The sequence below is a fragment of the Rhodococcus koreensis genome (assembly GCF_017068375.1).
Lineage (GTDB): Bacteria > Actinomycetota > Actinomycetes > Mycobacteriales > Mycobacteriaceae > Rhodococcus_F > Rhodococcus_F koreensis.
Window position 1 is genome coordinate 5,146,647 of the sequence record NZ_CP070609.1, and the last position, 23,910, is coordinate 5,170,556.

The window sequence follows — 23,910 nt, forward strand, 5'->3', positions numbered from 1 at the left end:
GTGGACACCCAGAGTGGAACTCCGGCGACGCGGGCGGTCGGTCTGCGTGCACTCGGAGCACCCGCCGCTGTCGCCGCCGGCGCCGTGGTCGCGACCGCCGTCCTCCACTTCCGGGATCCGCATCAACCGGGTTCGTACGGTTTCTGTCCCGTCTACGCCCTGACCGGGTGGTGGTGCCCGGCCTGTGGCGGGCTGCGGGCAGTGCACGACCTGACCAACCTCGACCTCGGCGCGGCCGTCGCCGGCAATGTTCTGATCGTCCCGTTCATCGCGGTCATGGTTTTCGCCTGGATCGGCTGGGCACGTCACCGCTGGCAAGGACGACGCGACCGCGTCTTCGTGGTGGGACCGCGAGTGACAGTGGGTGTGCTCATTGTGCTTGCGGCGTTTACCGTCACCAGGAACACATCTTGGGGAAGCTGGCTCGCGCCGGTCTGACACCTGGTCGCCGCGGGCACGAAACAGAGAGTCGGTTCACAGATGGCAATGCAGGTCTTTTCGTTGATCGCGATCCTGGGCGCGCTGATCGTCCTCATTCCGACCGCGCTGCGAGTCTTCGGCAAGAGCGACAACGTGAAGGCGCCGGACGAGACCGAGGAGTGACCGTGTTGCACTCTCGACAACCCATCGCCGCACGACCATGATTTCGATATGAGCGATTCGCTGAAGGACCGGGTGCGCGAGAAGCTGTTGCGTCAGCTGGCCGAGGACGGGGGGCACCCGGTCCAGGAGGCGGAGGGGGACGACCCACGATTGGTCTCCATCGACTCCGACCTCGCGACGTTGGAACAGGCATCGGAGGGAGATCTGGTGATCGAGGAGCTGGCTGCCAAGTACTGGGTGCCCTGAATCGGCCGAATAGCGACGTTGACCTGGCGATTTGGTGTTCTCGTTTCCCTTCGCGTAACTTATTCCAGGTCAGAGCGACACGGACACCGACCCCGGCCGGAAGGCGGGGGACACGAGGTTGGACGAAGGCGCCTGGTAAATCGGAAGTTCACCGCCGTGTATGGTGGTGTTTCCATCCCGGTTTGATCTTGATCAGCGTCACGGCTTGCGCCGGTGAGGCTGGTAGGATAAGATGGAACGGTTGCCCCGGAGAGGCTGAAGTTGATACTTCGGCAGTGATGGTGTGCGCGTGTTCTTTGAGAACTCAACAGTGTGTCGATGAATGTCAGTGCCAAATGTTTTTGGTACTCCGCATCACGAGTGTTCAACCGCCTCTTGGGGTTTGGTTGATGTTGTGGTGTGGGTATTTGCTGGCTTCCCTCCTTCTTCCGTCGGTGGGGGGTCAGTGTTTGATAATGCTAGTTTGAGTTTTTGATCGCTAGTGATTTGACTCGATGTCTATGACTGATTAACGGGTTCGCCTGTGAAATCTAGAGTCTTCAACGGAGAGTTTGATCCTGGCTCAGGACGAACGCTGGCGGCGTGCTTAACACATGCAAGTCGAGCGGTAAGGCCCTTCGGGGTACACGAGCGGCGAACGGGTGAGTAACACGTGGGTGATCTGCCCTGCACTTCGGGATAAGCCTGGGAAACTGGGTCTAATACCGGATATGACCAAGGACTGCATGGTTTTTGGTGGAAAGGTTTACTGGTGCAGGATGGGCCCGCGGCCTATCAGCTTGTTGGTGGGGTAATGGCCTACCAAGGCGACGACGGGTAGCCGACCTGAGAGGGTGACCGGCCACACTGGGACTGAGACACGGCCCAGACTCCTACGGGAGGCAGCAGTGGGGAATATTGCACAATGGGCGAAAGCCTGATGCAGCGACGCCGCGTGAGGGATGACGGCCTTCGGGTTGTAAACCTCTTTCAGCAGGGACGAAGCGAGAGTGACGGTACCTGCAGAAGAAGCACCGGCCAACTACGTGCCAGCAGCCGCGGTAATACGTAGGGTGCAAGCGTTGTCCGGAATTACTGGGCGTAAAGAGCTCGTAGGCGGTTTGTCGCGTCGTCTGTGAAAACTCGAGGCTCAACCTCGAGCTTGCAGGCGATACGGGCAGACTTGAGTACTGCAGGGGAGACTGGAATTCCTGGTGTAGCGGTGAAATGCGCAGATATCAGGAGGAACACCGGTGGCGAAGGCGGGTCTCTGGGCAGTAACTGACGCTGAGGAGCGAAAGCGTGGGTAGCGAACAGGATTAGATACCCTGGTAGTCCACGCCGTAAACGGTGGGCGCTAGGTGTGGGTTCCTTCCACGGGATCCGTGCCGTAGCTAACGCATTAAGCGCCCCGCCTGGGGAGTACGGCCGCAAGGCTAAAACTCAAAGGAATTGACGGGGGCCCGCACAAGCGGCGGAGCATGTGGATTAATTCGATGCAACGCGAAGAACCTTACCTGGGTTTGACATATACCGGAAAGCCGTAGAGATACGGCCCCCCTTGTGGTCGGTATACAGGTGGTGCATGGCTGTCGTCAGCTCGTGTCGTGAGATGTTGGGTTAAGTCCCGCAACGAGCGCAACCCTTGTCTTATGTTGCCAGCACGTAATGGTGGGGACTCGTAAGAGACTGCCGGGGTCAACTCGGAGGAAGGTGGGGACGACGTCAAGTCATCATGCCCCTTATGTCCAGGGCTTCACACATGCTACAATGGCCGGTACAGAGGGCTGCGATACCGTGAGGTGGAGCGAATCCCTTAAAGCCGGTCTCAGTTCGGATCGGGGTCTGCAACTCGACCCCGTGAAGTCGGAGTCGCTAGTAATCGCAGATCAGCAACGCTGCGGTGAATACGTTCCCGGGCCTTGTACACACCGCCCGTCACGTCATGAAAGTCGGTAACACCCGAAGCCGGTGGCCTAACCCCTTGTGGGAGGGAGCCGTCGAAGGTGGGATCGGCGATTGGGACGAAGTCGTAACAAGGTAGCCGTACCGGAAGGTGCGGCTGGATCACCTCCTTTCTAAGGAGCACATCTCCAGTAGGAGATCAACACAGGTTGATTTCTCCTCTGGCAGAGACTGTTTCGTTCCCGCATGTGGAACGGCAGACGCTCATGGGTGGAACACTGACACATTTTCCCGCGTATCGGTCGATCTGATGATCGGCCGGCGGGTGATATATCGATGCACTGTTGGGTCCTGAGAGAACACGCGAGTGTTTTTTCCAGGTAAGAACGACAAGCGATCATGGTGGTCATACCGGCCGGGTTTTCCCGGTGTTCGGTGGCGACAAGAACATGGTTGGTTGTGTGTTGTTTGAGAACTGCACAGTGGACGCGAGCATCTTTGTTGTAAGTAATGAAGAGCGTACGGTGGATGCCTTGGCACCAGGAGCCGATGAAGGACGTAGGAGGCTGCGATAAGCCTCGGGGAGCTGTCAACCGAGCTGAGATCCGAGGATGTCCGAATGGGGAAACCCAGCACGAGTGATGTCGTGTTACCCGCACCTGAATATATAGGGTGTGTGGAGGGAACGTGGGGAAGTGAAACATCTCAGTACCCACAGGAAGAGAAAACAATAGTGATTCCGTGAGTAGTGGCGAGCGAAAGCGGAAGAGGCTAAACCATGGATGTGTGATAGCCGGCAGGTGTTGCATTCGTGGGGTTGTGGGGTTCATCTTGTCAATGCTGCCGTGTTGGCCGACAGTAAGAAATCATTGTGTTAGTGGAAGTGGTCTGGAACGGCCTGTCGTAGAGGGTGAGAGTCCCGTACACGAAAACATGATGACTGTCGTGATGGAAACCCAAGTAGCACCGGGCCCGTGAAATCTGGTGTGAATCTGTCGGGACCACCCGATAAGCCTGAATACTCCCTGGTGACCGATAGCGGACTAGTACCGTGAGGGAAAGGTGAAAAGTACCCCGGGAGGGGAGTGAAATAGTACCTGAAACCGTGCGCTTACAATCCGTCAAAGCCTTCGCACACTTCGGTGTGGGGGGTGATGGCGTGCCTTTTGAAGAATGAGCCTGCGAGTTAGTGGCATGTCGCGAGGTTAACCCGTGTGGGGTAGCCGTAGCGAAAGCGAGTCCGAATAGGGCGTTTTAGTGGCATGTTCTAGACCCGAAGCGGAGTGATCTACCCATGGCCAGGTTGAAGCGACGGTAAGACGTCGTGGAGGACCGAACCCACTTAGGTTGAAAACTGAGGGGATGAGCTGTGGGTAGGGGTGAAAGGCCAATCAAACTCCGTGATAGCTGGTTCTCCCCGAAATGCATTTAGGTGCAGCGTCGCGTGTTTCTCACCGGAGGTAGAGCTACTGGATGGTCTAGGGGGCCCACAAGCTTACCGAAATCAGCCAAACTCCGAATGCCGGTGAGTGAGAGCGCGGCAGTGAGACTGCGGGCGATAAGGTTCGTAGTCGAGAGGGAAACAGCCCAGATCGCCAGCTAAGGTCCCTAAGCGTGTACTAAGTGGAAAAGGATGTGGGGTCGCGAAGACAACCAGGAGGTTGGCTTAGAAGCAGCCACCCTTGAAAGAGTGCGTAATAGCTCACTGGTCAAGTGATCCTGCGCCGACAATGTAGCGGGGCTCAAGTACACCACCGAAGCTGCGGCATTCACACAATGCACCCCTGCGATTCTGCGGAGTCGTGGGCAGTGGTGTGGATGGGTAGGGGAGCGTCGTGTGGCCATGGAAGCGGCGGGGTGACCCAGCCGTGGAGGCCACACGAGTGAGAATGCAGGCATGAGTAGCGAAAGACGAGTGAGAAACTCGTCCGCCGAATGACCAAGGGTTCCTGGGCCAGGTTAATCCGCCCAGGGTGAGTCGGGACCTAAGACGAGGCCGACAGGCGTAGCCGATGGACAACGGGTTGATATTCCCGTACCCGTGTGAACGCGCCCCTGGTGAATCAGTGATACTAACCATCCTGAAGCGTCCTTACGTCCCTTCGGGGGCCCTGGATGTGGATGCATGGGACCTGATCTGGTAGTAGCCAAGCGATGGGGTGACGCAGGAAGGTAGCTGAGCCAGTCAGTGGTAATACTGGTGTAAGCCTGTAGGGCGAATGGTAGGCAAATCCGCCATTCACACAGCCTGAGAGGTGACGCATAGCCGAATGAGGCGAATTCAGTGATCCTATGCTGCCGAGAAAAGCCTCTAGCGAGCTTTCACACGGCCCGTACCCCAAACCGACACAGGTGGTCAGGTAGAGAATACTAAGGCGATCGAGATAACTATGGTTAAGGAACTCGGCAAAATGCCCCCGTAACTTCGGGAGAAGGGGGGCCTCGTCCGGTGATCACTCTTGCAGTGTGAGCTGGGTGGGGCCGCAGAGACCAGTGAGAAGCGACTGTTTACTAAAAACACAGGTCCGTGCGAAGTCGTAAGACGATGTATACGGACTGACGCCTGCCCGGTGCTGGAAGGTTAAGAGGACCGGTTAGCTCTTCGGAGCGAAGCTGAGAATTTAAGCCCCAGTAAACGGCGGTGGTAACTATAACCATCCTAAGGTAGCGAAATTCCTTGTCGGGTAAGTTCCGACCTGCACGAATGGCGTAACGACTTCTCAGCTGTCTCAACCATAGACTCGGCGAAATTGCATTACGAGTAAAGATGCTCGTTACGCGCGGCAGGACGAAAAGACCCCGGGACCTTCACTACAGCTTGGTATTGGTGTTCGGTTCGGTTTGTGTAGGATAGGTGGGAGACTGTGAAGCGCTCACGCCAGTGAGTGTGGAGTCGTTGTTGAAATACCACTCTGATCGTATTGGACCTCTAACCTCGGACCATGATCTGGTTCAGGGACAGTGCCTGGTGGGTAGTTTAACTGGGGCGGTTGCCTCCCAAAATGTAACGGAGGCGCCCAAAGGTTCCCTCAGCCTGGTTGGCAATCAGGTGTCGAGTGCAAGTGCACAAGGGAGCTTGACTGTGAGACTGACAGGTCGAGCAGGGACGAAAGTCGGGACTAGTGATCCGGCACCGGCAAGTGGAAGCGGTGTCGCTCAACGGATAAAAGGTACCCCGGGGATAACAGGCTGATCTTCCCCAAGAGTCCATATCGACGGGATGGTTTGGCACCTCGATGTCGGCTCGTCGCATCCTGGGGCTGGAGTAGGTCCCAAGGGTTGGGCTGTTCGCCCATTAAAGCGGCACGCGAGCTGGGTTTAGAACGTCGTGAGACAGTTCGGTCTCTATCCGCCGCGCGCGTTAGAAACTTGAGGAAGGCTGTCCCTAGTACGAGAGGACCGGGACGGACGAACCTCTGGTGTGCCAGTTGTTCCACCAGGAGCACCGCTGGTTAGCTACGTTCGGAAGGGATAACCGCTGAAAGCATCTAAGCGGGAAGCCTGTTCCAAGATGAGGTTTCTCACCCCCTCGAGGGGGTAAGGCCCCCGGCAGACCACCGGGTTGATAGGCCAGAACTGGAAGTCCGGTAACGGATGCAGGTGACTGGTACTAATAGGCCGAGGACTTACCACAAAGAAGCTACGCGTCCACTGTGCAGTATCTGAAACAACACACGTTTCGGAACTGAAGAAGAAGAACCACCACCACCATCGGTCCAACGATGTGTGGTTGTGTCTTCGCTGATGTTCCGTGTGACAGTTTCATAGAGTTACGGCGGCCATAGCGGAGGGGAAACGCCCGGTCCCATTCCGAACCCGGAAGCTAAGCCCTCCAGCGCCGATGGTACTGCACCCGACAGGGTGTGGGAGAGTAGGACACCGCCGAACATCCGTTACCGAAAGCCCCCCAACCATGTTGGGGGGCTTTCGGCATTTCACAACACTTTCACCCACCGCAACTTGATAACGCTGCGGTAACGTCCCCCCGGTTCCCCTTTGGCAGGTCCTTCGCCTGCGTAACGTGGCCCGGGCAGATCCGTTGGGATCGTGCCGTGCGGTGCGCGTCCTCCCGGATCACCCGAGGTGACGAAGGGGAATCTGTGGTGACGAGCACGATGTCGAAACAACGTCCGGCTGTCAGAGCGGCTGTCGCGTTCGCAGGCTTGATGGTGGCCGCCGGCTCCGTCGCGGGGTGCACGAAGACCGACACCGCGAGCGGCGGATCGCTCCTCCAGCAACTGCAGGACAGCGGAACGGTGACCGTCGGTTTCGCCGGCGAGGCGCCGTACAGCTTCGAGCAGGACGGAAAGTTGACCGGCGCCACCGTGGCGTTGCACCGGGAAATCTTCAAGAACCTCGGCATCGACAACGTCGAGGGCGTGAGCACCGACTTCGGAGCCCTCATTCCCGGACTGCAGGCCCGCCGCTTCGACGTCGTCAGTGCCGGCATGTCGATCCTGCCGCAGCGCTGCGAGCAGGCAGCGTTCAGTGAGCCGGAATTCAACTACACGACCGCGCTGATGGTGCCCAAGGGCAATCCCGCGAACCTCACCGACATGCAATCGGTGCAGCAGAGCGGGGTGCGGATGGCCGCGATGACCGGGGCGATCGAATCGGACTACGCGCAGCAACTCGGAATCGACGCGATGCAGGTGGCGTCGCCGCAGGACGGAATGGACGCCGTCGCCAACGGGCGAGCGGATGTCTTTGCGCTCACCGGGATCTCGCTGAACTGGCTGGCGCAGAACAACCCGCAGGTCCCGGTGGAGGTGACCAACTCGTTCGTCGCAGTGATCGACGGGGTGCCCCAGGTCGGCGCCGGCGGAACGGTCTTCCGGAAGGAGGACACGGAGTTGCGCGACGCCTACAACGCCGAACTCGCCAAGATCACCTCCGACAAGGAGAAGTACCTGTCGATCGTCGGACCGTTCGGATTCACCGAAGAGGAACTGCCCGATCCGAACCTGACCACCGCCAAACTCTGCGGCGAGACCGGCTGATCGACGCCGGGGTCTGCTGCCTGTGAAGGACAACATCGACGCGCTGCTGGATGCGTGGCCGAGCATCCAGGAAGGCATCGTCGTCACGCTCCAACTGACGGCGGGAGGCGCGCTCCTGGCGTTCGTGCTCGCGCTCGCTCTCGGGTTGGCTGCCCGTGCCCACAACATCGTGATCCGGGGATCGGCTCGCGCGTTCATCGAATTCTTCCGGGGCACTTCGCTGTTGGTGCAGTTGTTCTGGTTGTTCTACGTGGTTCCGCTGTTCGGCTATCTCATCGACCCGGTGCTGTGCGGGATCCTCGCGCTCGGGCTCAACTACGGCGCCTACGGAGCCGAGGTGGTCCGCGGTGCGATCAACTCGGTGCCGCAATCGCAGTGGGAGGCGGCGACGGCACTGGACTTCAGTCACTGGCAACGGCTGCGCCGGGTGGTCTTCCCGCAGGCGTGGGCCGAGATGATTCCTCCGCTGACGAATCTGCTGATCCAGCTCCTCAAGGGCACCGCGCTCGCGAGCTACATCCTTTTGCAGGACTTGACCTTCGAGATCGACCAGCTGCGGCAGACGACCGGGAACACGCTCTTCGCGTTCGGTGTGGGGCTCGTCATCTATTTCGTCATCGGCTATGTGCTGACCCTGCTGATGAACGCGCTCGAGGTGCGGGCGAAGAATCGCCTCGGCACGGGGCCGTCTCTGCGTGAAATCTTCAGTCTCGCACCGTCCGATCCACGGGGATTGGAGGCGGCGAAACAATGAGTGCCCACTGGAGCTGGGACCGCGCATTCGAGGCTCTGCCCGTGCTGCTCGAGGGTTTCAAGATCACCCTGATCGCCACCGTGCTCGGGTTCCTGATCTCCGTCGTACTCGGACTCGTCATCGCGTTGATCCGGCAGGCCGCACCGCGGTGGGTGAGTGTGCCGGTCCGCGCGGTCAGCGAATTCATCCGGCTGACCCCGCTCGTCGTGCAACTGCTGTTCGTGTACTACACGTTCACGGGACTGTCTCCGCTGCAGATCGGTGTGGTGGTGCTCGGAATTCATTATTCGACGTACATGGCAGAGGTGTACCGGGCGGGGATCGAAGCGGTGCCCGTCGGTCAGTGGGAGGCGGCGCGGGCGTTGTCCATAGCGCCGACCCGGACGTGGCGGGCGATCATTCTGCCGCAGGCCATCCGTCGCGTCGTCCCGGCGCTGGGCAACTACGCGGTGTCGATGTTCAAGGACACCCCGTTCCTGTTCGCCATCACTGTGGTGGAGATGGTGACGGCCGCACAACAGTTCGGTGCCCGGCACTTCCAGTACCTCGAACCGTTGACGCTGGCGGGTGTGATCTTCCTGCTCGCCAGCTACCCGACGTCCCTGCTCATACGGCGATTGGAGAGACGTCTTGCCCGATGACGCGAGCGCAGCAACCCCGATGATCCGATTCGACGACGTCGTCAAGCAGTTCGGCGACCATGTCGTGCTCGATCACCTGGATTTTCAGGTCGAACGCGGCGACCGTGTGACCCTCATCGGTCCGAGCGGATCGGGGAAGACGACGATCCTGCGGCTGCTCATGACCCTCGAGAAGGTGAACGACGGCGTCATCTGGGTGGACGGAGCGCCGCTGACGCACGAGGAGAAGGGCAGCAAACTCGTTCCGGCGTCGGAGAAGTACGTGCGCCGGATACGACGCCGGATCGGCATGGTCTTCCAGCAGTTCAACCTGTTCCCCAACATGAACGTGATCGAGAACATCACCGAAGCGCCTATCCACGTGCTCGGCCTGGACAAGGCCGCGGCCGCGAAGCGGGCACGTGAGTTGCTCGAGACGGTCGGTCTGTCGGACAAGGAGACCGCGCACCCGACGCAGCTGTCCGGTGGTCAGCAGCAGCGGGTCGCGATCGCGCGAGCCCTGGCGATGGACCCCGACATCCTGCTGCTCGACGAGGTGACGTCGGCACTGGATCCGGAGTTGGTGGCGGACGTCCTCGACGTGCTCAGGGACGTCGCGCGCACCACCGACATCACGATGCTGATCGTCACACACGAGATGCAGTTCGCGCGGGACGTGTCGAACCGGGTGATGATGTTCGACGCGGGCCGCATCGTGGAAGAAGGCGACCCGGCCACGATCTTCACTGCGCCGAAACACGAGCGCACCAAGACGTTCCTGAAGGCTGTACTGGCCGACTGATTCCCGGACTAGCGTGAGGTGGTCGCGAGTTCCGTGTCGTCGGCGGGAGCGCGCCGTGCCAGCCTGCCTGCCATCCACGCGCACACCAGCAACTGCAGTTGGTGGAACAGCATGAGCGGCAGCACGATCAGGCCGATCGGCTGGCTGGCGAACAGGACGGTGGCCATCGGAAGACCGGTGGCGAGGCTCTTCTTCGACCCGCAGAACGTAATCGTGATCTGATCGGCCCGGTCGAACCCGAGTCGCTTCGACCCGAACCAGGTGAGGGACAGGACGATCGCGAGCAGCACCGCGCACACCGCGAGCAGGCCGAGGAGCCGGCCGACGGACAGCGTGCCCCAGATGCCCTCGTTCATTCCTTCGCTGAATGCGACGTAGACGACCAGCAGGATCGACCCCCGGTCGACGAGCTTGAGCGGTGCGCCGTGCTTCTTCACCCACGGACCGATCCACCGTCGCACGGCCTGACCGGCGATGAACGGGAGCAGCAGCATGACGAGGATGCCGATCGCGGAGGACGCGTCGAAACCCGCACCCTCGCTCGTCATCAACAACGCCACGAGCAGCGGAGTGACGACGATGCCGAGGATGTTGGAGAACGACGCGCTGACGATCGCCCCGGGCACGTTGCCGCGGGCGATCGACACGAAGGCGATCGACGACTGGACGGTCGACGGCAGGAGGCAGACGTACAGAAGGCCCAGATACAGCGGCTGGGTCAGGATCGTCGGGACCAGCACGCGTGCGGCGATTCCGAGGAGCGGGAAGATGACGAACGTCGCCGCGAGGATGGTGAGGTGGAGCCGCCAGTGACGCAGGCCCTGCAGCGCCTCCTGTGTGGAGAGCCGGGCGCCGTAGAGGAAGAACAGAATTCCGACAGCAACCTTCGTGGCCCAGGTGAACGCCGTCAGGGCCGTGCCGTCAGCGGGGAGCAGGCTGGCGATCCCGACGGTGATCAGGATGCCGATGATGAACGGATCGAGTCTTCCGAGCAGCGGGATCTTGGTCAGCATGGTTCGACCGTAAGGAATCCGCGGATATTTCGAAAGGCGATAGTGACGTTTACTGTAATGCTGAACCGTGATAACAATGGATCATGTTCGATCCGGTTCACCTGCGGAGCTTCCTGGCGGTCGCGCGCACCAGGAGCTTCACCGCCGCCGCCCGGCGCCTGGACCTGCGGCAATCGACGGTCAGCCAGCACGTCGGCAAACTCGAGAACGCCGCCGGTCGCCGCCTGTTTCTGCGGGACACGCATTCGGTCGAACTGACGGCGGACGGCTCCGTGATGGTGGGGTTCGCGACGTCGATACTCGAGCGGCACTCGGACGCCGAACGCTACTTCACGCAGTCCGGGGTGCGCGGACGCGTCCGGTTCGGCGCGTCCGAAGATCTGGTTCTGCACGAACTCCCCCGGATTCTGGGCGAGTTCCGGCGCAGCCATCCGCTCGTGGATCTCGAACTCACCGTGGCGTTGAGCGAAGTGCTGTTCCGGCAACTGCACGAAGGCCGGCTGGACCTGGTCTTCGGGAAGCGTCGCCGAGGAGACCGGCACGGGGAACTGGTGTGGACCGACCGGTTGGCGTTTTTCGCCGCACCCGATTTCGTGCCGGACGCCGAGGGCCCGGTGCCGCTGGTGACGTACCCGCCGCCGTCGATCACGCGGGCAGCGGCGCTGGACGCCCTGGAGAAATCCGGGCGCGGCGCGCGCGTGGCCTGTGTGACGGACAGCTTGAACGGGTTGCGGGCCGCCTGCCTCGCGGGTCTCGGCGTCGTGTTCCACGCGGAGACCCTTCCACCCGCGGGGCTGGTTCCGGTGCGGATGCGTTCGCGCGACGAGTGGGGGGCCGCGGTCGACGTCGAATTCGTGCTGGAGGCCCGCCGGAGCGTTCTCAGCGAACCGGAGCAGGCGTTGCGCGCCGCCATCCTCGAGAACGCGGATCGACTGCGCGCGTGACCTCGGTGGGAGGGCTGCCCCACCGAGGCCGTCGAGCTTTCAGAAGATGAGGACGGACAGCGCTGTGGACAGCACCAGGCCGGACACCACCGGCACGAAACACTTCCGGGCGAGTTCGAGGACGGGCACCCGGGCGAAACCGGCCACCGCGATCAGCGACGACCACGCGACGAGCGTTCCGCCGCCGGACCAGATGTTTCCCATCTGACCGATCGCAGCCAGGGTTGCGGGATCCATTCCGACCGCGGGTCCGAGTGCGCCTGCGAGCGAACCGGTCAGCGGCAGGCCCGTGAAGCCGGAGCCTTCGAGTCCCGCGATCATTCCGATGGCGAGAATGCCGAACGACGTGACGAACGCGTTCTGGGGCAGGTGGGACTGTGCGGCGTTGACCAGGTCGAACAGCAACGTCGGACCGGTCGCGTCCGCGGGAAGCCCGAGAATGGCGGCGGAGAAGTCACCGTTGCCGATGAAGAAGAAGCCGGCGATCGGGATCACGATGCCCATCGCCTTGAACGCGAAGACCAGGCCGTCGATCAGATGCTCGGACGTCGTTTCGAGGAAGCCCTTCTTGTCGTTGGTCGCGGCGGCCGCGAACAGGATGAGCGCCGCGATGCCGCCGACCATCGCTGCCGCGTCGCCGCCCTTGAGGTCGGGCACCAGGTCGGTGAATTTGCCGACCATGAGGTAGACGATGAACGCCAGATACGCGGTGGGCACGAGCACCGCGAAAGTCTTTGCGGCGCGGATGCTCTTGAACGTGTCGTCGATGACCTGCCGCGCCGACGCCGTGACGGGTTCGGCGAGGACTGCCGTCGACGTCTGCGGAGCGGTAGTCGTCGCCGCCTCGGCCGGTGCGGGACCGGTCGTCGTCCCGCCGCCGGTGGGGGCCGCACCGCCGTCGGGGGCGTCGCCGACGGGCTTGCCGAAGTCGCTCTCCGCGCGTGACTCCCAGTCGGTGAGCAGTTCCGGCGCGGGGCGGCGCATGTGCCTGCGCTGCGTGACGTAGGCGATGACGAGCGCGGTGAGGCCGACGATCATGGACATCACCAGGGCGCGGTCCGCGACGACGTCCGGATCGACGCCCGCCGACTTGGCCGACAGGCCCGGCGCCACCTTGATGATGTAGTCCGAGGACAGCGCCATGCCCTGCCCGCAGATGGCGATGGCCATGCCGACGGCCATCGGGGGAAGGCCGGCGCGAATGGCGACGGGGATGAGGACGGCGCCGATCAACGGAACCGCCGGGGTGGGCCAGAAGAACAGCGAGATCGTGTAGGTGACGACGGCCAGGACGATGAAGCTGCTGGTGCCGCCGCGCATGACGCGCCGGAACGGGGCGACCATCAACCTGTCGGCGCCCATCTGCCGGAGGGCGCCGAGCATTGCGGTCACCAACGAGATGATGAGGAAGATGTTGAAGAGCTCGCGGGCGGCGACGAGGCTCGCGTTGAAGATCGACGCGAGACCGGTGACGAGGCTGTCGGAGAACACGAACGCGGTCAGGAACGTGCCGATGACGGCGGGGACGACGATGTTCTTCCGCATGAGCATCGTCCCGAGGATGACGACGATTCCTCCGAGATACACCCAATGTGCGGCGGTGAGACTTACATCCACGGTGCGCCCCTTCGAAATAGGTACAGACTAGTGGCACTAGTCACAGTGCAGTGATACTGCGCGGGGCGTTTTCCAGGGTCAACGTCCAGAGTGCACATCGATAACCAGCGTATTTGTGCATTGTGCCCGGCATTTTTCCGCAGGATTGCTTGTTGTCACGCGTAAGTAAAGGAATGCTCGGGAGAGGCCCTTTCCGGAATCTTGTGTTCATAATTAGGATTGCCTAACCAAATTTGAGGGCGGGCGTGTCAAGGGTTGCGCGGCGAGAACGGGCATCGCCGAAGCGCGAATTCTCGGATGAAAGTGGACTCTATGATGACGGCGATCGGTCAGGCGCGGAGCGCAACCGCGAGTGAGGAACGAGGACCGGGCACGTCGCCCGCGCTGGCGGCGCTGCTCGCCGGAACGTTCGTCGGCACGGTCAGCAACAACATCGTCAACGTTCCGCTGAACGCGATCCTCACGGACTTCGACGCCGGACTCGGTGGCGGCATCTTCGTCGTCGTCGGATTCCTCCTCACATTCGCGACGACGATGCCGCTGGCCGGGTGGATCGGGGACCGGTTCGGTCGCAGGCGCGTGTACTGCGCCGCCCTGCTGGGGACCGCGGTCTGTTCCCTCGGCGCGGCGCTCGCGCCGTCGCTGCCTGCGCTCGTGATCTGGCGGTCGCTCGGCGGGATCGCGGCGGCCGCGTTCGCGCCCGCGGTCATGGGGCTGATCGCGTGGCTGTTCGGACCCGCGCGGCGGGCGAGCGCCGTCGGCGCGTGGGCGGCGGTGAACGGCATCGGTCAGGCCGTGGGTCCGTCCATGGGCGGAATCGTCAGCGACTGGTGGGGCTGGCGGTGGGCGTTCGTGCCACTGGTGCCGGTCGCCCTGATCGGATTCGCCGCGACCCTCCGCTACATCCCGAGATACCCCGGCAAGAAGATGCGGCTCGACGTGATCGGGGCGCTCACCGTCACACTCGGGGCGGCCCTGCTGATCCTCGGTCTCACGACCGTCTCGCAGGAGCAGGTGCCCGCCTGGGCCAGCATCGCGACCATCGGCCTCGGAGTCGCCGTCATTGCCGCGTTCGTGATCCACTGCAGGCGGGCGGCGAACCCGTTCGTGCCCATCGACCTGGTGATCGAATCACGTTTTCTGCGTAGCGCTCTCGCCGCCTTCACTCAAATGTTCGCGCTGGGGGCAGTATTGCTCGCGCTTCCGCTCTACCTGACGGGCTCGGGCAGTTCGACCACGCAGGCCGGGCTGATGCTCTTCGTGCTGCCGGTCGTCATGACGTGCGTGGCACCCGTCGTCGGGCGTCTCGTCGACAGGATCGGGGCCCGGGTGGTGATGCGATCCGGTCTGGCCGTGTTGATCGGTAGCCAAGTGGCACTGGCGATCACGTTGTCCGCCGACGTCCGGAACCCGGTCGCGCTCGGAGCCGTACTCGTCGTCGCCGGACTGGGAATCGGCATGGTTCAGACGCCCGCCGCGGCCGGTTCGACCCGGTCGCCCGCGGGGGCCGTGGGGACGGGTCTGGGACTGTTCAACCTCATCCGCTTCGGCGGTTCCGCCGTGGGCGCCGCCTGGGTCGGCGTGTCCGCACACCTGGCGTCCGATCCGTACGGGCTGCTGTTCGTCGTCGCCGCCCTCGTCGTCGTCGCAGGATTGGCCGGGACCTTCATCGGCGAAGACCCGGTGGCCGCGTGAGGTCTAGCGAGTCACGATCTCGTTGTTGACCGTGTCCTGCACCTGGGAGAGCAGATCGAGCCGGAGCGCCAGCCACAGCGTGAACTGGTTCTCCGGTTCCCGGATGTCCATGCCGATGAGCCGCGACGTGCGGTCGAGCTTGGCGATCATCGTGTTCCGGTGGATCCGGAGCCGCCGCGCGGCGGCGTTGATGTTGCCGCCTTCTTCGAGATAGGCGAACAGCAACTCCTCGGTGTCGGCGTGCGAATTCGACGCCCGAAGGGGGCCGAGAACGTCACGGATGAGCCGACGGCTCTCGTCGGTGTCGGTGGCGCGGGCGAGCACGCTGAACCCGCGCAGGTCGTTGTAGGCCACCGAGCCGGACAGCCCGAGCCGCTGGGCGATACCCAGGGTGATGCGGGCCTCGCGGTAGCTTTCCCCGATGTCGCGGGCGCCCGCCGCCGGGCGACCGTGGGCAACGGGAATCCGCTGGCCCAACCGGGTTTCGAGATCGAGCGCCATGGCGTGCGCGTACTCGCCGATCTCCGAGTCGACGCCGGGGGCGCCGGCGGAACTCAGGGATCGGATCACCACGAGCACGTCGCCGATGACGGTGACATGAGAACGTACGCCCGGACGGGGGAGCACGCCGGCGGCGTAGCGAGCCAGCCGGACCATGCTCGCGCCGGGTCGTCCCGCCGCCCGGTCGACGAGACCGGGAGCGACGAACACGATGTAGTGCAGGTCCAGATCGATCTCGTGCAGTGCGGCCCGGGTGCGCAGGTCGTGGTCGTTGGCGAAGTTGCCGTGCACCAGGGCCTGAACGAAGTCGCCCCGGGCCCGCTCCTCGGCCTCGTCCACGCTCCGCTGCCGGAGCATCTCGGTGCCGATGATCGTCCCGGCCTGCTCGACGACCACCCGGTGCTGCGCGATGTCGTGCCTGCGCGGGTTGGCCCCGGGCACGATGACGACGACCCAGCCCTCGTAGCGGCCTGCCAGTTGCATCGCCCCGGCGACCGCCGTCGTGGGGGCGAACAGTCCATCCGGATGCTCCAGGCGGATCACGTGCACGTTGTGCATCCGTGCCGGTGGCGATTCCTCCAACCGCGGCAGGGCGTCGGCGAGCGCGTCGAGCAGCGCGACGGTGCCCGCGTCCTCGGCGTCCGGAAGTCCGGCGTGCGCGAGGAGGCGTCCCCGGACATCCAGAGCGACCGCGACGTCCGAGGTCAGCGCCGCGACCTCGCGGATCAGCATCGGCAGGCCCGCCCCACGGTGCAGCAACCCCGCGAGCGACTGATGCACGGTGAGCGCATAACGCATCACGTGCGCTTCCTGGGTGAGTGCGCGCTCGGCGAGGAGTCGGTTGAGCGCCGTGAACCCTACGGGAAATCCCAGTTCCACGACCGTCAGTCCGGTCGGCCAGGTGATGCCTACGGGCGCCGACCCGTCGACCAGGAGGACGCCGGCACCCCGCGCCACCAGCGACTCGAGTTCGCGTCCGGGTGCGGACAGGGTTTCGAGCCGGGTGTAGACAGCGACCTCGGCGAGCGAGTCGGGCCTGCTCATCACCTCACCCCACGGCAGGCACCACGTCACCGGGCCGCTCAGGGCGTCCGTGCCGGACAGCACCCGGGCCGACGCGAGCAGTGGCTCTTCGAGCAGGCCGCGCAGCGACAGTCGCTCGTCGTCCGCGTTCGGCGTCGTGGTGTCGTCCACTATGGACCTCCTCGGCTGGAGTCGAAAGGTGCAGTATGGCGGAGCGCGCACCTGCACTGCCTATGCACTATGCCCTGATTTCACGGAAATTGCCGGATAGTTTGACCATGGTTCCGCCGGCGATGCCGGTGATAGAAATCGGTGCATCACTTCCTCCCGAATACGCAACGGAGAAGACCATGCATCAGGTTCACCGCATCACCCTCGACGACGCACTCCCGCTGCTCGCCGCGGGACGCGCGAAGGCCGAGGAAATCGGCGTCAAGCAGACCCTGTGCGTCTGCGACGACGGCGGCAACGTCCTGGCCCTGCACCGACTGCCCGGAGCGCGCCTCACCGGAGTCGACATCGCGATCGCCAAGGCGTTCACCGCGGCCGGCCACGAGCGGGCCACGCACCTGTTCAACGAGGCCCCGGACGGCCCCGCTCTGCCCGGGAACGAGGCATTCGGCATCAGCCACATGCTGCCGGGCAAGTTCGCGGTGTTCGTCGGCGGATTCCCCCTCGTCTTCGACGGCCAGATCGTCGGCGGCATCGGGATCAGCGGCGGAAACGGCAAGCAGGACAAGGCGGTCGGAGCGGCGATGCTGGCCGAGTTCGAAGCTCTCGCGGTAGTGCGCAACTGACAAACTTCCCCGTGTGCCGACAACGTGCACATCGAAACCGTTCCGTCGCAGTCACTTCGACCGTGGTCGCCCCGATCTCGAGTCGATACCGTCGAATTCACTCCAGTCGGAGCATTCCCCAACCATCTCATATCCGAGGAAGACGAGGCACATCATGACCGAACTACTGGGCAGGGACGAATTCCGCACAGCTCTGGAGAACGCCATCAAGGGCCGCGAGGCGAAGAACGCGTCGTTCAGCAAGGCGTGGGCCGAGGGCAAGCTCGAGAAGCACCACTTCGCGCGGTGGGCGGAGAACCACTACCACTACGTCGGTCCCTTCGCCGACTACCTCGCGAATATCTACTCGAACACCCCCGACACCTTCACCAATGCAAAGGATTTCACCCTCCAGAACATGTACGAGGAGGAACTGGCCGACATCCGGCACACCGACCTCCTCATCAAGTTCGCCGAGGCGTGCGGCACCACGAAGGAACGCGTCGAGGATCCGTCGAACATGAATGCGATCACCCGCGGATTGCAGTCCTGGTGCTACGCGGTGTCGCAGCGTGAACACTTCGTCGTGGCCACCGCCGCACTCGTCGTCGGACTCGAGTCGCAGGTTCCGAGCATCTACAAGAAGCAGATCGTCCCGCTGCGTGAGGTGTACGGGTTCACCGAGGACGAGATCGAGTTCTTCGACCTGCACATCACGTCGGACGTCGTGCACGGTGAGCGCGGATACCAGATCGTGCTCGACCACGCGGACACCCCGCAGCTGCAGCAGCGTTGCCTGCAACTCGTGCAGTGGGGAGCCGAGATGCGCTTCTCGTACACGAAGGGTCTCTACGACACGTACGTGGCACCGGACCTCACGCTCGCGACCGCCTGACCGTGCGAAGGGAGGGGCCCGGACCGGGCCCCTCCGGACGCAGGCCGCCCGACAGGAGAGAACGATGGAGACGAACTGGACCCGGCTGGTCACCGTGCGCGAACTCGGCCGCCGCCGGAAGCTTCGAGTCGAGGCCGGGGACACCGCGATCGCCCTGTTCCAGACCGACGACCGGATCTACGCCTTCCGTGATCTGTGCGTCCATCAGGATCGGTCGCTGGCGAAAGGCACACTGCTGCACGGGCGCGTCATCTGCCCGGGCCACCAGTGGGCGTTCGACCTCGACACCGGCTACGAGGAAGACCAGGACCTGTGCCAGCCGACCTACGCGGTGAAGGTCGAGGACGACGTCGTCTACGTCGATCTCACCCGCAGCCCCGATTACGCCGAGACCGCGACTTCGCCGGCCGAAGTCGACTGAGAGAGCGAGTGACACCATGACGCTGAACACCATCGTCACCATCGGTGCCGGCCAGACCGCCGCTGTCGCGGCGCGCACCCTGCGGCGCCGAGGGTTCGACGGCAGGATCCTCCTCGTCGGCGACGAGCCGCACGCGCCGTATCAGCGCCCACCGCTGTCCAAGGAATTCCTCGCCGGGCAGGAGGACCGCGAATCGTTGATGCTCCTGCCCGACGCATGGCGAGACCAGCAGAACGTCGAACTCCTCACCGGCACGACGGTGACGCGGATCGACGCGAGCGGCGGATCGGTCGAACTGTCCGACGGGCGGAGCATCGCGGCCGATGCCGTCCTCGTCGCGACCGGCGGCAGGCCGCGCACGATGCCGGTGACCGGCCCCGCACCGGAACGGGTGCACTACCTGAGGACGATCGACGACGCCGAACGGCTCGCCGCCCAGCTTCGCCCCGGCGTTCGACTGGTGCTGATCGGCGGCGGTTTCGTCGGACTCGAAATTGCTGCCACCGCGCGAACTCTCGGCGCGGAGGTGACGGTCCTCGAGGCGGACGCGGTGCCTCTCGCCCGGATTCTCGGGCCCGAGATGGGCGATGTCTGCACGCGGTTGCAGCGCGAGAACGGCGTCACCGTACGCGGCGGCGTCCGGGTCGACGCCGTGACGACCCGGCCGGACGGCGTGCTCATCGCGCTCGAGGGCGGAGACGTGATTGAGGCCGACGTCGTGGTGGTCGGGATCGGGATCGTCCCCAACGTCGAGGTCGCGCAGGCCTCCGGACTGGCCGTCGACGGCGGAATCCTCGTGGATGCGCAGGGGCGGACGTCGGTTCCGCACGTGTACGCCGCCGGCGACGTGGCGGCCCGATTCTCCGACGCGGCAGGCAGGCACGTGCGCGTCGAACACTTCGACAACGCGAGTAAACAGGGGGCCGCGACGGCGAACCTGATGCTCGGGCGCGTCGGGGTCGTGGACCCCGCGCACTGGTTCTGGTCCGATCAGTTCGGCAAGAACATCCAGTTCACCGGCGCCGCCACCTACACGGACCTGGTATTCCGCGGCAGCGCCGACAGCGGCGAATTCACCGCCTTCTATCTGGACCGCGGCGTCGTGCGCGGCGCCTTCACGCTCGACCGCGGCGAGGAGATCGGCGCGGCCAGGGAACTGATCGGCCGGGCGATCGCACCGGCCCGGTTGGCGGACGAGAGCGTCGACCTGTTCGACCTGATGGACGAGGACGACGAGGAATTGGTGACGGTGTCATGATCGAGGGACTCAATTTGATCGACGGGCAGTGGGTTCCGTCGTTCTCGGGCGAGGTGTTCGAGCGGCGCAACCCCGCCGACCACCACGACGTGATCGGCGTGTTCCCCGATTCCACCGAGGCGGACGTGGATGCCGCCGTGGGCGCGCTGGCCAAGGCGGCGCCGCAGTGGGCCGCGACGCCCCCGGAACGCCGCGCGGCGATTCTGGAAGGTGCCGCCGCGCACCTTGAGACGCGGGCAGCCGAACTCGTCGACGAACTCGTTCGAGAGGAGGGCAAGACCCGGGCGGAGGCGACGATGGAAGTCGGCCGCACTCCGATGAACCTGCGCTTCTACGCGGGTGAGGCGCTCCGGACCACCGGCAGCACGTATCCCACCCCGGGCGAGGGACTGGTCATCACCCTGCGCGAACCCGTCGGCATCGTCGGCGCGATCACCCCGTGGAACTTCCCGCTCAACATCCCGTCACGCAAACTGGGACCTTCCCTCGCCGCGGGAAATGTCGTGGTGTTCAAACCGTCCGAGTTGACGCCGCTGATGGGACAGCGGCTGGTCGAGGCGCTGCTGGCCGGGGGGCTTCCGGCCGGGGCCGTCGCTCTGGTCCAGGGCTCCGGCCGCGCCGGCGCCGCAATCGCGGCGGACGAGCGCGTCGACGCCGTGACGTTCACCGGCTCCACCGGCGTGGGCCGCGCGATCCACGCGGCGGTGGGTCCGTCGCGCCGGAGTCAACTCGAGATGGGCGGCAAGAATCCCGTCGTCGTCCTCGACGACGCAGACGTGGACAAGGCGGCAGCGCTGATCGTCAAGGGCGCCTTCGGGTTGTCCGGGCAGGCCTGCACGGGCACCAGTCGGGTGATCGCGGTGGACTCGATCCACGACCGGTTGCTGGACCGCGTGGTGGAACTCGCCGGCGAGATCACCGTCGGGCCGGGCGCGGACCCGGGAGTGGGGATGGGTGCTCTCGCGAGCGCGGGGCAGCTCGCCAAGTTCCTCGAGTACGTGCAGATTGGCCGTGACGAAGGCGCCGAACTGGTCTGTGGCGGAACCAGTCTCGACATCGAGAACGGCTATTTCGCCGTCCCGACCGTGTTCGCCGGAGGCAGCCCGGACATGCGGGTGGTGACGGAAGAGGTGTTCGGACCACTGCTGGTATTCTTGCGGGCCGCCGGCTTCGACGAGGCGGTCGCACTCGCGAACGACACCGAATTCGGGCTCAGCGCCGGAATCGTCACCAACGACGTGACCAGGGCGCTCGCGTTCGCAGGCCGTTCCGAATCGGGCCTGGTGAAGATCAACCAGCCCACCACCGGCATGAGCATGAACGCGCCGTTCGGCGGGTACAAGGCGTCGAGCACGCAGACCCACAAGGAACAGGCGGGGGACTCGATGATGCAGTTCTACCAAGCCGAAAAGACCGTCTACCTCAGCCCTTCGGCCTGAGACCGACCTGTCGACAGAGGGAGAAGACCATGGAATTCACTCGCGTTGCGCGCTCCGGACAGGTTTCCGAAGGCATCGTGCGCCGCTTCTTCGCCGGTGACCACGAGTTCGCCGTGGCCCGCCTGAACGGGAAGGCCTACGCCACGTCCAACTACTGCACGCACCTGGACTGCCTGCTCTCGTCCGGGAAACTCGTGGACGACGGCATCGGATGTTCCTGCCACGGAAGCGTGTTCGACATCGAGACCGGTGAGCCGGTATGCCCGCCGGCGACGGTGGCCATCAAGACCTATCCCGTAGAGGAACGTGACGGCGAGATCTTCGTCGGCATCGACCCGGACGACACCAGTTCCATTCCGCGCCGGCGGGCCGCGCGGGGGTGCACGAAGTGAACCTTCGACCGTCCACCCTCTCCACCGACGGCATGGTCTCGTCCAGTCATCCCGCGGCGAGCACGGTCGGTGCGCGCGTACTCGCCGACGGCGGCAACGCGATCGACGCGACACTGGCCATGGCCGCGATGACCTGGCTGACGTTGCCCGGCCAGTGCGGGATCGGCGGCGACGCGTTCGCCGTCGTCCGCGAACCCGACGGAACGGTGTGGACGGTCGGGGGCAGCGGCTTCGGGCCCGACGGCGCCGACGTGGACTTCTACACCGAACGCGGGCTGCGGTCGGTTCCCCTCGACGGGGCGCTGGCGGTGGCGGTTCCCGGAGCGCCGGCCGCCCTCGCCGCACTCCACGCGGGTGGGGCCACCCGCTCGCTGGGGGATCTCTGGGCGCCGGCGGTCCGCGCGGCCGAGAAGGGGCTGCCCTGCTCGGCCAAGACTCGCGACGACGTGCGGGAGGCGCAGGCCGCGATCGCCGCCGACCCCGGACTGCGTGCCGTGTATCTGCCGGGCGGGCGGTTACCGCAGGTCGGGGAGTTGCTGCCGCAGCGCGACCTGGCCGGATTCCTCCGTCAACTGGCGCGCGACGTGCACGGTTTCTACACCGGCTCGTTCGCTCGGCGGGCCGTCGACGCGCTCCGCGCCGGAGGAGCGCCGTTCGGCGGGGACGAGTGGGAGGCAGGCGCCGACGTGCGACCGGAGTCCGCGATCAGCGGCCACTACGCCGGCGCGGTCGTGCACCAGACGCCGTTGCCCACACCCGGATGGATGGTGCTGCAGCAGGCAGCGCTGAATGATGGCGTCGTCGGCTTCTCCCCGTGGCTGACCGCTCCGGCCGTCGACCGCATGGCGAGAGCGGCGCGCCTGGCGTTCGAGGATCGGCTCGCGACCTGCGGCGCCGGCAACGACGGGTGGCAGGCGGTCCTCGAGCCGGCCGCGGTCGGGTCGGCGCGGGACCGGCTGGACCGTCATCGGGCGTCGTCGGGCGCCTTCAGTGTGAGCGCGGGAGACACCACCTCCACCGTCGCAGTGGACGCCGACGGCCGTGCCGTCAGTTTCATCCACTCCCTCGCCTTCACGTTCGGCGCCAAGATGACCGTCCCCGGCACCGGGGTGGTGCTGAACAACCGATACGGCCGCGGGGCCTACCTGATCCCGGGACATCCGAACGCCGCGGCGCCGCGACGCAAGCCGCTGCACACCCTCAACGCGTGGGTCGTCACCGACACGTCCGGGAATCTGCTGCACGTCGGCAACACCCCGGGCGGAGACGGGCAGGTGCAGTGGAACATGCAACTGATCTCGCACCTGCTCGACCACGGACTCGACCCGGCGGAGGCCGTCGCGGCCCCCCGCTTCACGGTCTTCCCCGGCAGCGACGCCGACGTGGTCGGCCGCCCGGCGGAACTGCGCTGCGAGTCCCGTATCCCGGAGAAGGTGCGTGCCGAGTTGGAGCGGCTGGGTCACGACGTCGCGGTGCAGGGGCCGTGGGCGGCAGGCGGCAGCGCTCAGATCATCTCCGTCGACACCGCACGCGGACTGCTGTCCGGTGCCGCCGACCCTCGTCAGGAAGGGATAGCGCTCGGTGTCTGAGCCGGAATCCGTCCCGCGGCCGCAGGGCCGCTACATCCCCGCCGTCGTGCACGACGGGATCGCGTACAGCGCGGGGATGACACCGCGCCGCGACGGGGTGCTGACCGTGGCCGGTGTCGTCGGACGAGACCTGGACATTCCGCGGGCCCGGGAGGCGGCCGGGTTGGCGGCGAGAAACGCGATCGCCGCCGTCGCCGCGGCCGTCGGTGGCACGGCCGCCATCTCCCGGTGCCTGCGGATGAGCGTCTTCGTCGCGTGTGCCCCGGACTTCCGCGAGCTGTCCGCGGTGGCCGACGGTGCGTCCGACGTGCTGGTCGAATGCCTGGGACCCGGCGCGCTGCCGGTGCGCAGCGCGATCGGCGTGTACGCCCTGCCGTCCGGCGCGCCCGTGGAGATAGAGCTCACAGTGGCCGTCTCGGCATAGACCCGTCCTCGGCT

20 protein-coding genes and 3 rRNA genes are annotated in these 23,910 nt (G+C 64.6%); 20 read left to right on the forward strand and 3 right to left on the reverse strand.

Annotation, left to right across the window (positions count from 1 at the left end; genetic code table 11):
• From JWS14_RS23580 to ehuA, 10 genes are all read left to right on the forward strand, one after another.
• A complete protein-coding gene (locus JWS14_RS23580; protein WP_072938015.1) occupies nucleotides 1-438 on the forward strand; it encodes a DUF2752 domain-containing protein in 438 nt (145 codons plus the stop codon).
• 42 nt (nucleotides 439-480) lie between these two features.
• A complete protein-coding gene (locus tag JWS14_RS51170) occupies nucleotides 481-603 on the forward strand; it encodes a hypothetical protein (protein ID WP_005248443.1) in 123 nt (40 codons plus the stop codon).
• Between the two features lie 48 nt (nucleotides 604-651).
• Nucleotides 652-849, forward strand: a complete 198-nt coding sequence (locus tag JWS14_RS23585; protein WP_072938013.1) for a hypothetical protein — start codon at nucleotides 652-654, stop codon at nucleotides 847-849.
• Between the two features lie 539 nt (nucleotides 850-1,388).
• Nucleotides 1,389-2,906: ribosomal RNA gene (locus JWS14_RS23590) — 16S ribosomal RNA — on the forward strand.
• Nucleotides 2,907-3,234: 328 nt separating this feature from the next.
• Nucleotides 3,235-6,367: ribosomal RNA gene (locus tag JWS14_RS23595) — 23S ribosomal RNA — on the forward strand.
• Between the two features lie 137 nt (nucleotides 6,368-6,504).
• Nucleotides 6,505-6,621 (forward strand): 5S ribosomal RNA (rrf, locus tag JWS14_RS23600).
• The 16S, 23S and 5S rRNA genes sit together here, the layout of an rRNA operon.
• A 227-nt stretch (nucleotides 6,622-6,848) precedes the next feature.
• Nucleotides 6,849-7,733, forward strand: a complete 885-nt coding sequence (gene ehuB, locus JWS14_RS23605; RefSeq protein WP_206014508.1) for an ectoine/hydroxyectoine ABC transporter substrate-binding protein EhuB — start codon at nucleotides 6,849-6,851, stop codon at nucleotides 7,731-7,733.
• 22 nt (nucleotides 7,734-7,755) lie between these two features.
• Entirely contained in the window at nucleotides 7,756-8,487 is a 732-nt protein-coding gene (ehuC, locus tag JWS14_RS23610) for an ectoine/hydroxyectoine ABC transporter permease subunit EhuC (RefSeq protein WP_072947316.1), read from the forward strand.
• Nucleotides 8,484-9,128 carry an ectoine/hydroxyectoine ABC transporter permease subunit EhuD gene (gene ehuD / locus JWS14_RS23615; protein WP_072947317.1) on the forward strand — a complete coding sequence of 215 codons (645 nt, stop codon included), beginning with the start codon at nucleotides 8,484-8,486 and terminating at the stop codon, nucleotides 9,126-9,128. Before ehuC ends, ehuD begins: the two co-directional genes overlap by 4 nt.
• A gap of 19 nt (nucleotides 9,129-9,147) precedes the next feature.
• Nucleotides 9,148-9,909: an ectoine/hydroxyectoine ABC transporter ATP-binding protein EhuA gene (gene ehuA / locus JWS14_RS23620; protein WP_072947318.1), complete on the forward strand. Its 762-nt coding sequence runs from the start codon at nucleotides 9,148-9,150 to the stop codon at nucleotides 9,907-9,909.
• Between the two features lie 8 nt (nucleotides 9,910-9,917).
• Here ehuA and JWS14_RS23625 read toward each other — a convergent pair whose 3' ends face one another.
• A complete protein-coding gene (locus tag JWS14_RS23625) occupies nucleotides 9,918-10,922 on the reverse strand; it encodes a bile acid:sodium symporter family protein (RefSeq protein WP_072947319.1) in 1,005 nt (334 codons plus the stop codon).
• An 83-nt stretch (nucleotides 10,923-11,005) separates the two neighbouring features.
• On the opposite strand from JWS14_RS23625, the gene JWS14_RS23630 reads away from it, so the two are divergent.
• The gene (locus tag JWS14_RS23630; protein ID WP_206014509.1) at nucleotides 11,006-11,866 is read left to right on the forward strand and encodes a LysR family transcriptional regulator; all 861 of its coding nucleotides are present in this window, start codon (nucleotides 11,006-11,008) and stop codon (nucleotides 11,864-11,866) included.
• Nucleotides 11,867-11,905: 39 nt separating this feature from the next.
• Here JWS14_RS23630 and JWS14_RS23635 read toward each other — a convergent pair whose 3' ends face one another.
• Nucleotides 11,906-13,483: a hypothetical protein gene (locus JWS14_RS23635; RefSeq protein WP_206014510.1), complete on the reverse strand. Its 1,578-nt coding sequence runs from the start codon at nucleotides 13,481-13,483 to the stop codon at nucleotides 11,906-11,908.
• Between the two features lie 312 nt (nucleotides 13,484-13,795).
• Here JWS14_RS23635 and JWS14_RS23640 point away from each other — a divergent pair, with 312 nt between their 5' ends.
• On the forward strand, nucleotides 13,796-15,178 hold the full coding sequence (locus JWS14_RS23640) for an MFS transporter (protein ID WP_206016168.1): 1,383 nt from the start codon (nucleotides 13,796-13,798) through the stop codon (nucleotides 15,176-15,178).
• A 3-nt stretch (nucleotides 15,179-15,181) separates the two neighbouring features.
• Here JWS14_RS23640 and JWS14_RS23645 read toward each other — a convergent pair whose 3' ends face one another.
• Nucleotides 15,182-16,873 carry a PucR family transcriptional regulator gene (locus JWS14_RS23645; protein ID WP_206014511.1) on the reverse strand — a complete coding sequence of 564 codons (1,692 nt, stop codon included), beginning with the start codon at nucleotides 16,871-16,873 and terminating at the stop codon, nucleotides 15,182-15,184.
• Between the two features lie 179 nt (nucleotides 16,874-17,052).
• Between JWS14_RS23645 and JWS14_RS23650 the strand changes: the two genes are divergently transcribed.
• From JWS14_RS23650 to JWS14_RS23685, 8 genes are all read left to right on the forward strand, one after another.
• Complete coding sequence (locus JWS14_RS23650) at nucleotides 17,053-17,499, forward strand: GlcG/HbpS family heme-binding protein (RefSeq protein ID WP_072947392.1); 447 nt, start codon at nucleotides 17,053-17,055, stop codon at nucleotides 17,497-17,499.
• 154 nt (nucleotides 17,500-17,653) lie between these two features.
• Nucleotides 17,654-18,373 (forward strand): iron-containing redox enzyme family protein, encoded by a 720-nt coding sequence (locus JWS14_RS23655; protein ID WP_072947323.1) that lies wholly within the window; start codon nucleotides 17,654-17,656, stop codon nucleotides 18,371-18,373.
• 64 nt (nucleotides 18,374-18,437) lie between these two features.
• Nucleotides 18,438-18,794 carry a Rieske (2Fe-2S) protein gene (locus tag JWS14_RS23660; RefSeq protein ID WP_087559799.1) on the forward strand — a complete coding sequence of 119 codons (357 nt, stop codon included), beginning with the start codon at nucleotides 18,438-18,440 and terminating at the stop codon, nucleotides 18,792-18,794.
• Nucleotides 18,795-18,810: 16 nt separating this feature from the next.
• The gene (locus JWS14_RS23665; protein ID WP_206014512.1) at nucleotides 18,811-20,052 is read left to right on the forward strand and encodes an NAD(P)/FAD-dependent oxidoreductase; all 1,242 of its coding nucleotides are present in this window, start codon (nucleotides 18,811-18,813) and stop codon (nucleotides 20,050-20,052) included.
• Complete coding sequence (locus tag JWS14_RS23670; RefSeq protein WP_206014513.1) at nucleotides 20,049-21,491, forward strand: aldehyde dehydrogenase family protein; 1,443 nt, start codon at nucleotides 20,049-20,051, stop codon at nucleotides 21,489-21,491. Before JWS14_RS23665 ends, JWS14_RS23670 begins: the two co-directional genes overlap by 4 nt.
• A 29-nt stretch (nucleotides 21,492-21,520) precedes the next feature.
• Nucleotides 21,521-21,883, forward strand: coding sequence for a Rieske (2Fe-2S) protein (locus tag JWS14_RS23675; protein ID WP_206014514.1), 363 nt, complete (start codon nucleotides 21,521-21,523; stop codon nucleotides 21,881-21,883).
• Nucleotides 21,880-23,472 (forward strand): gamma-glutamyltransferase family protein, encoded by a 1,593-nt coding sequence (locus tag JWS14_RS23680; protein WP_206014515.1) that lies wholly within the window; start codon nucleotides 21,880-21,882, stop codon nucleotides 23,470-23,472. The genes JWS14_RS23675 and JWS14_RS23680 overlap by 4 nt, the downstream gene beginning before the upstream one ends.
• Nucleotides 23,465-23,896, forward strand: a complete 432-nt coding sequence (locus JWS14_RS23685) for a RidA family protein (RefSeq protein WP_095862976.1) — start codon at nucleotides 23,465-23,467, stop codon at nucleotides 23,894-23,896. The genes JWS14_RS23680 and JWS14_RS23685 overlap by 8 nt, the downstream gene beginning before the upstream one ends.
• Nucleotides 23,897-23,910 lie beyond the last annotated feature (14 nt).

Coding starts and splice junctions, on each gene's coding strand:
- JWS14_RS23670 (WP_206014513.1), top strand. CDS start 20,049: ATGATCGAGGGACTCAATTTGATCGACGGGCAGTGGGTTCCGTCGTTC.
- JWS14_RS23660 (WP_087559799.1), top strand. CDS start 18,438: ATGGAGACGAACTGGACCCGGCTGGTCACCGTGCGCGAACTCGGCCGC.
- JWS14_RS23665 (WP_206014512.1), top strand. CDS start 18,811: ATGACGCTGAACACCATCGTCACCATCGGTGCCGGCCAGACCGCCGCT.
- JWS14_RS23675 (WP_206014514.1), top strand. CDS start 21,521: ATGGAATTCACTCGCGTTGCGCGCTCCGGACAGGTTTCCGAAGGCATC.
- ehuB (WP_206014508.1), top strand. CDS start 6,849: ATGTCGAAACAACGTCCGGCTGTCAGAGCGGCTGTCGCGTTCGCAGGC.
- JWS14_RS23630 (WP_206014509.1), top strand. CDS start 11,006: ATGTTCGATCCGGTTCACCTGCGGAGCTTCCTGGCGGTCGCGCGCACC.
- ehuD (WP_072947317.1), top strand. CDS start 8,484: ATGAGTGCCCACTGGAGCTGGGACCGCGCATTCGAGGCTCTGCCCGTG.
- JWS14_RS23655 (WP_072947323.1), top strand. CDS start 17,654: ATGACCGAACTACTGGGCAGGGACGAATTCCGCACAGCTCTGGAGAAC.
- JWS14_RS23585 (WP_072938013.1), top strand. CDS start 652: ATGAGCGATTCGCTGAAGGACCGGGTGCGCGAGAAGCTGTTGCGTCAG.
- ehuA (WP_072947318.1), top strand. CDS start 9,148: ATGATCCGATTCGACGACGTCGTCAAGCAGTTCGGCGACCATGTCGTG.
- JWS14_RS23640 (WP_206016168.1), top strand. CDS start 13,796: ATGATGACGGCGATCGGTCAGGCGCGGAGCGCAACCGCGAGTGAGGAA.
- JWS14_RS23625 (WP_072947319.1), bottom strand. CDS start 10,922: ATGCTGACCAAGATCCCGCTGCTCGGAAGACTCGATCCGTTCATCATC.
- JWS14_RS51170 (WP_005248443.1), top strand. CDS start 481: ATGGCAATGCAGGTCTTTTCGTTGATCGCGATCCTGGGCGCGCTGATC.
- JWS14_RS23650 (WP_072947392.1), top strand. CDS start 17,053: ATGCATCAGGTTCACCGCATCACCCTCGACGACGCACTCCCGCTGCTC.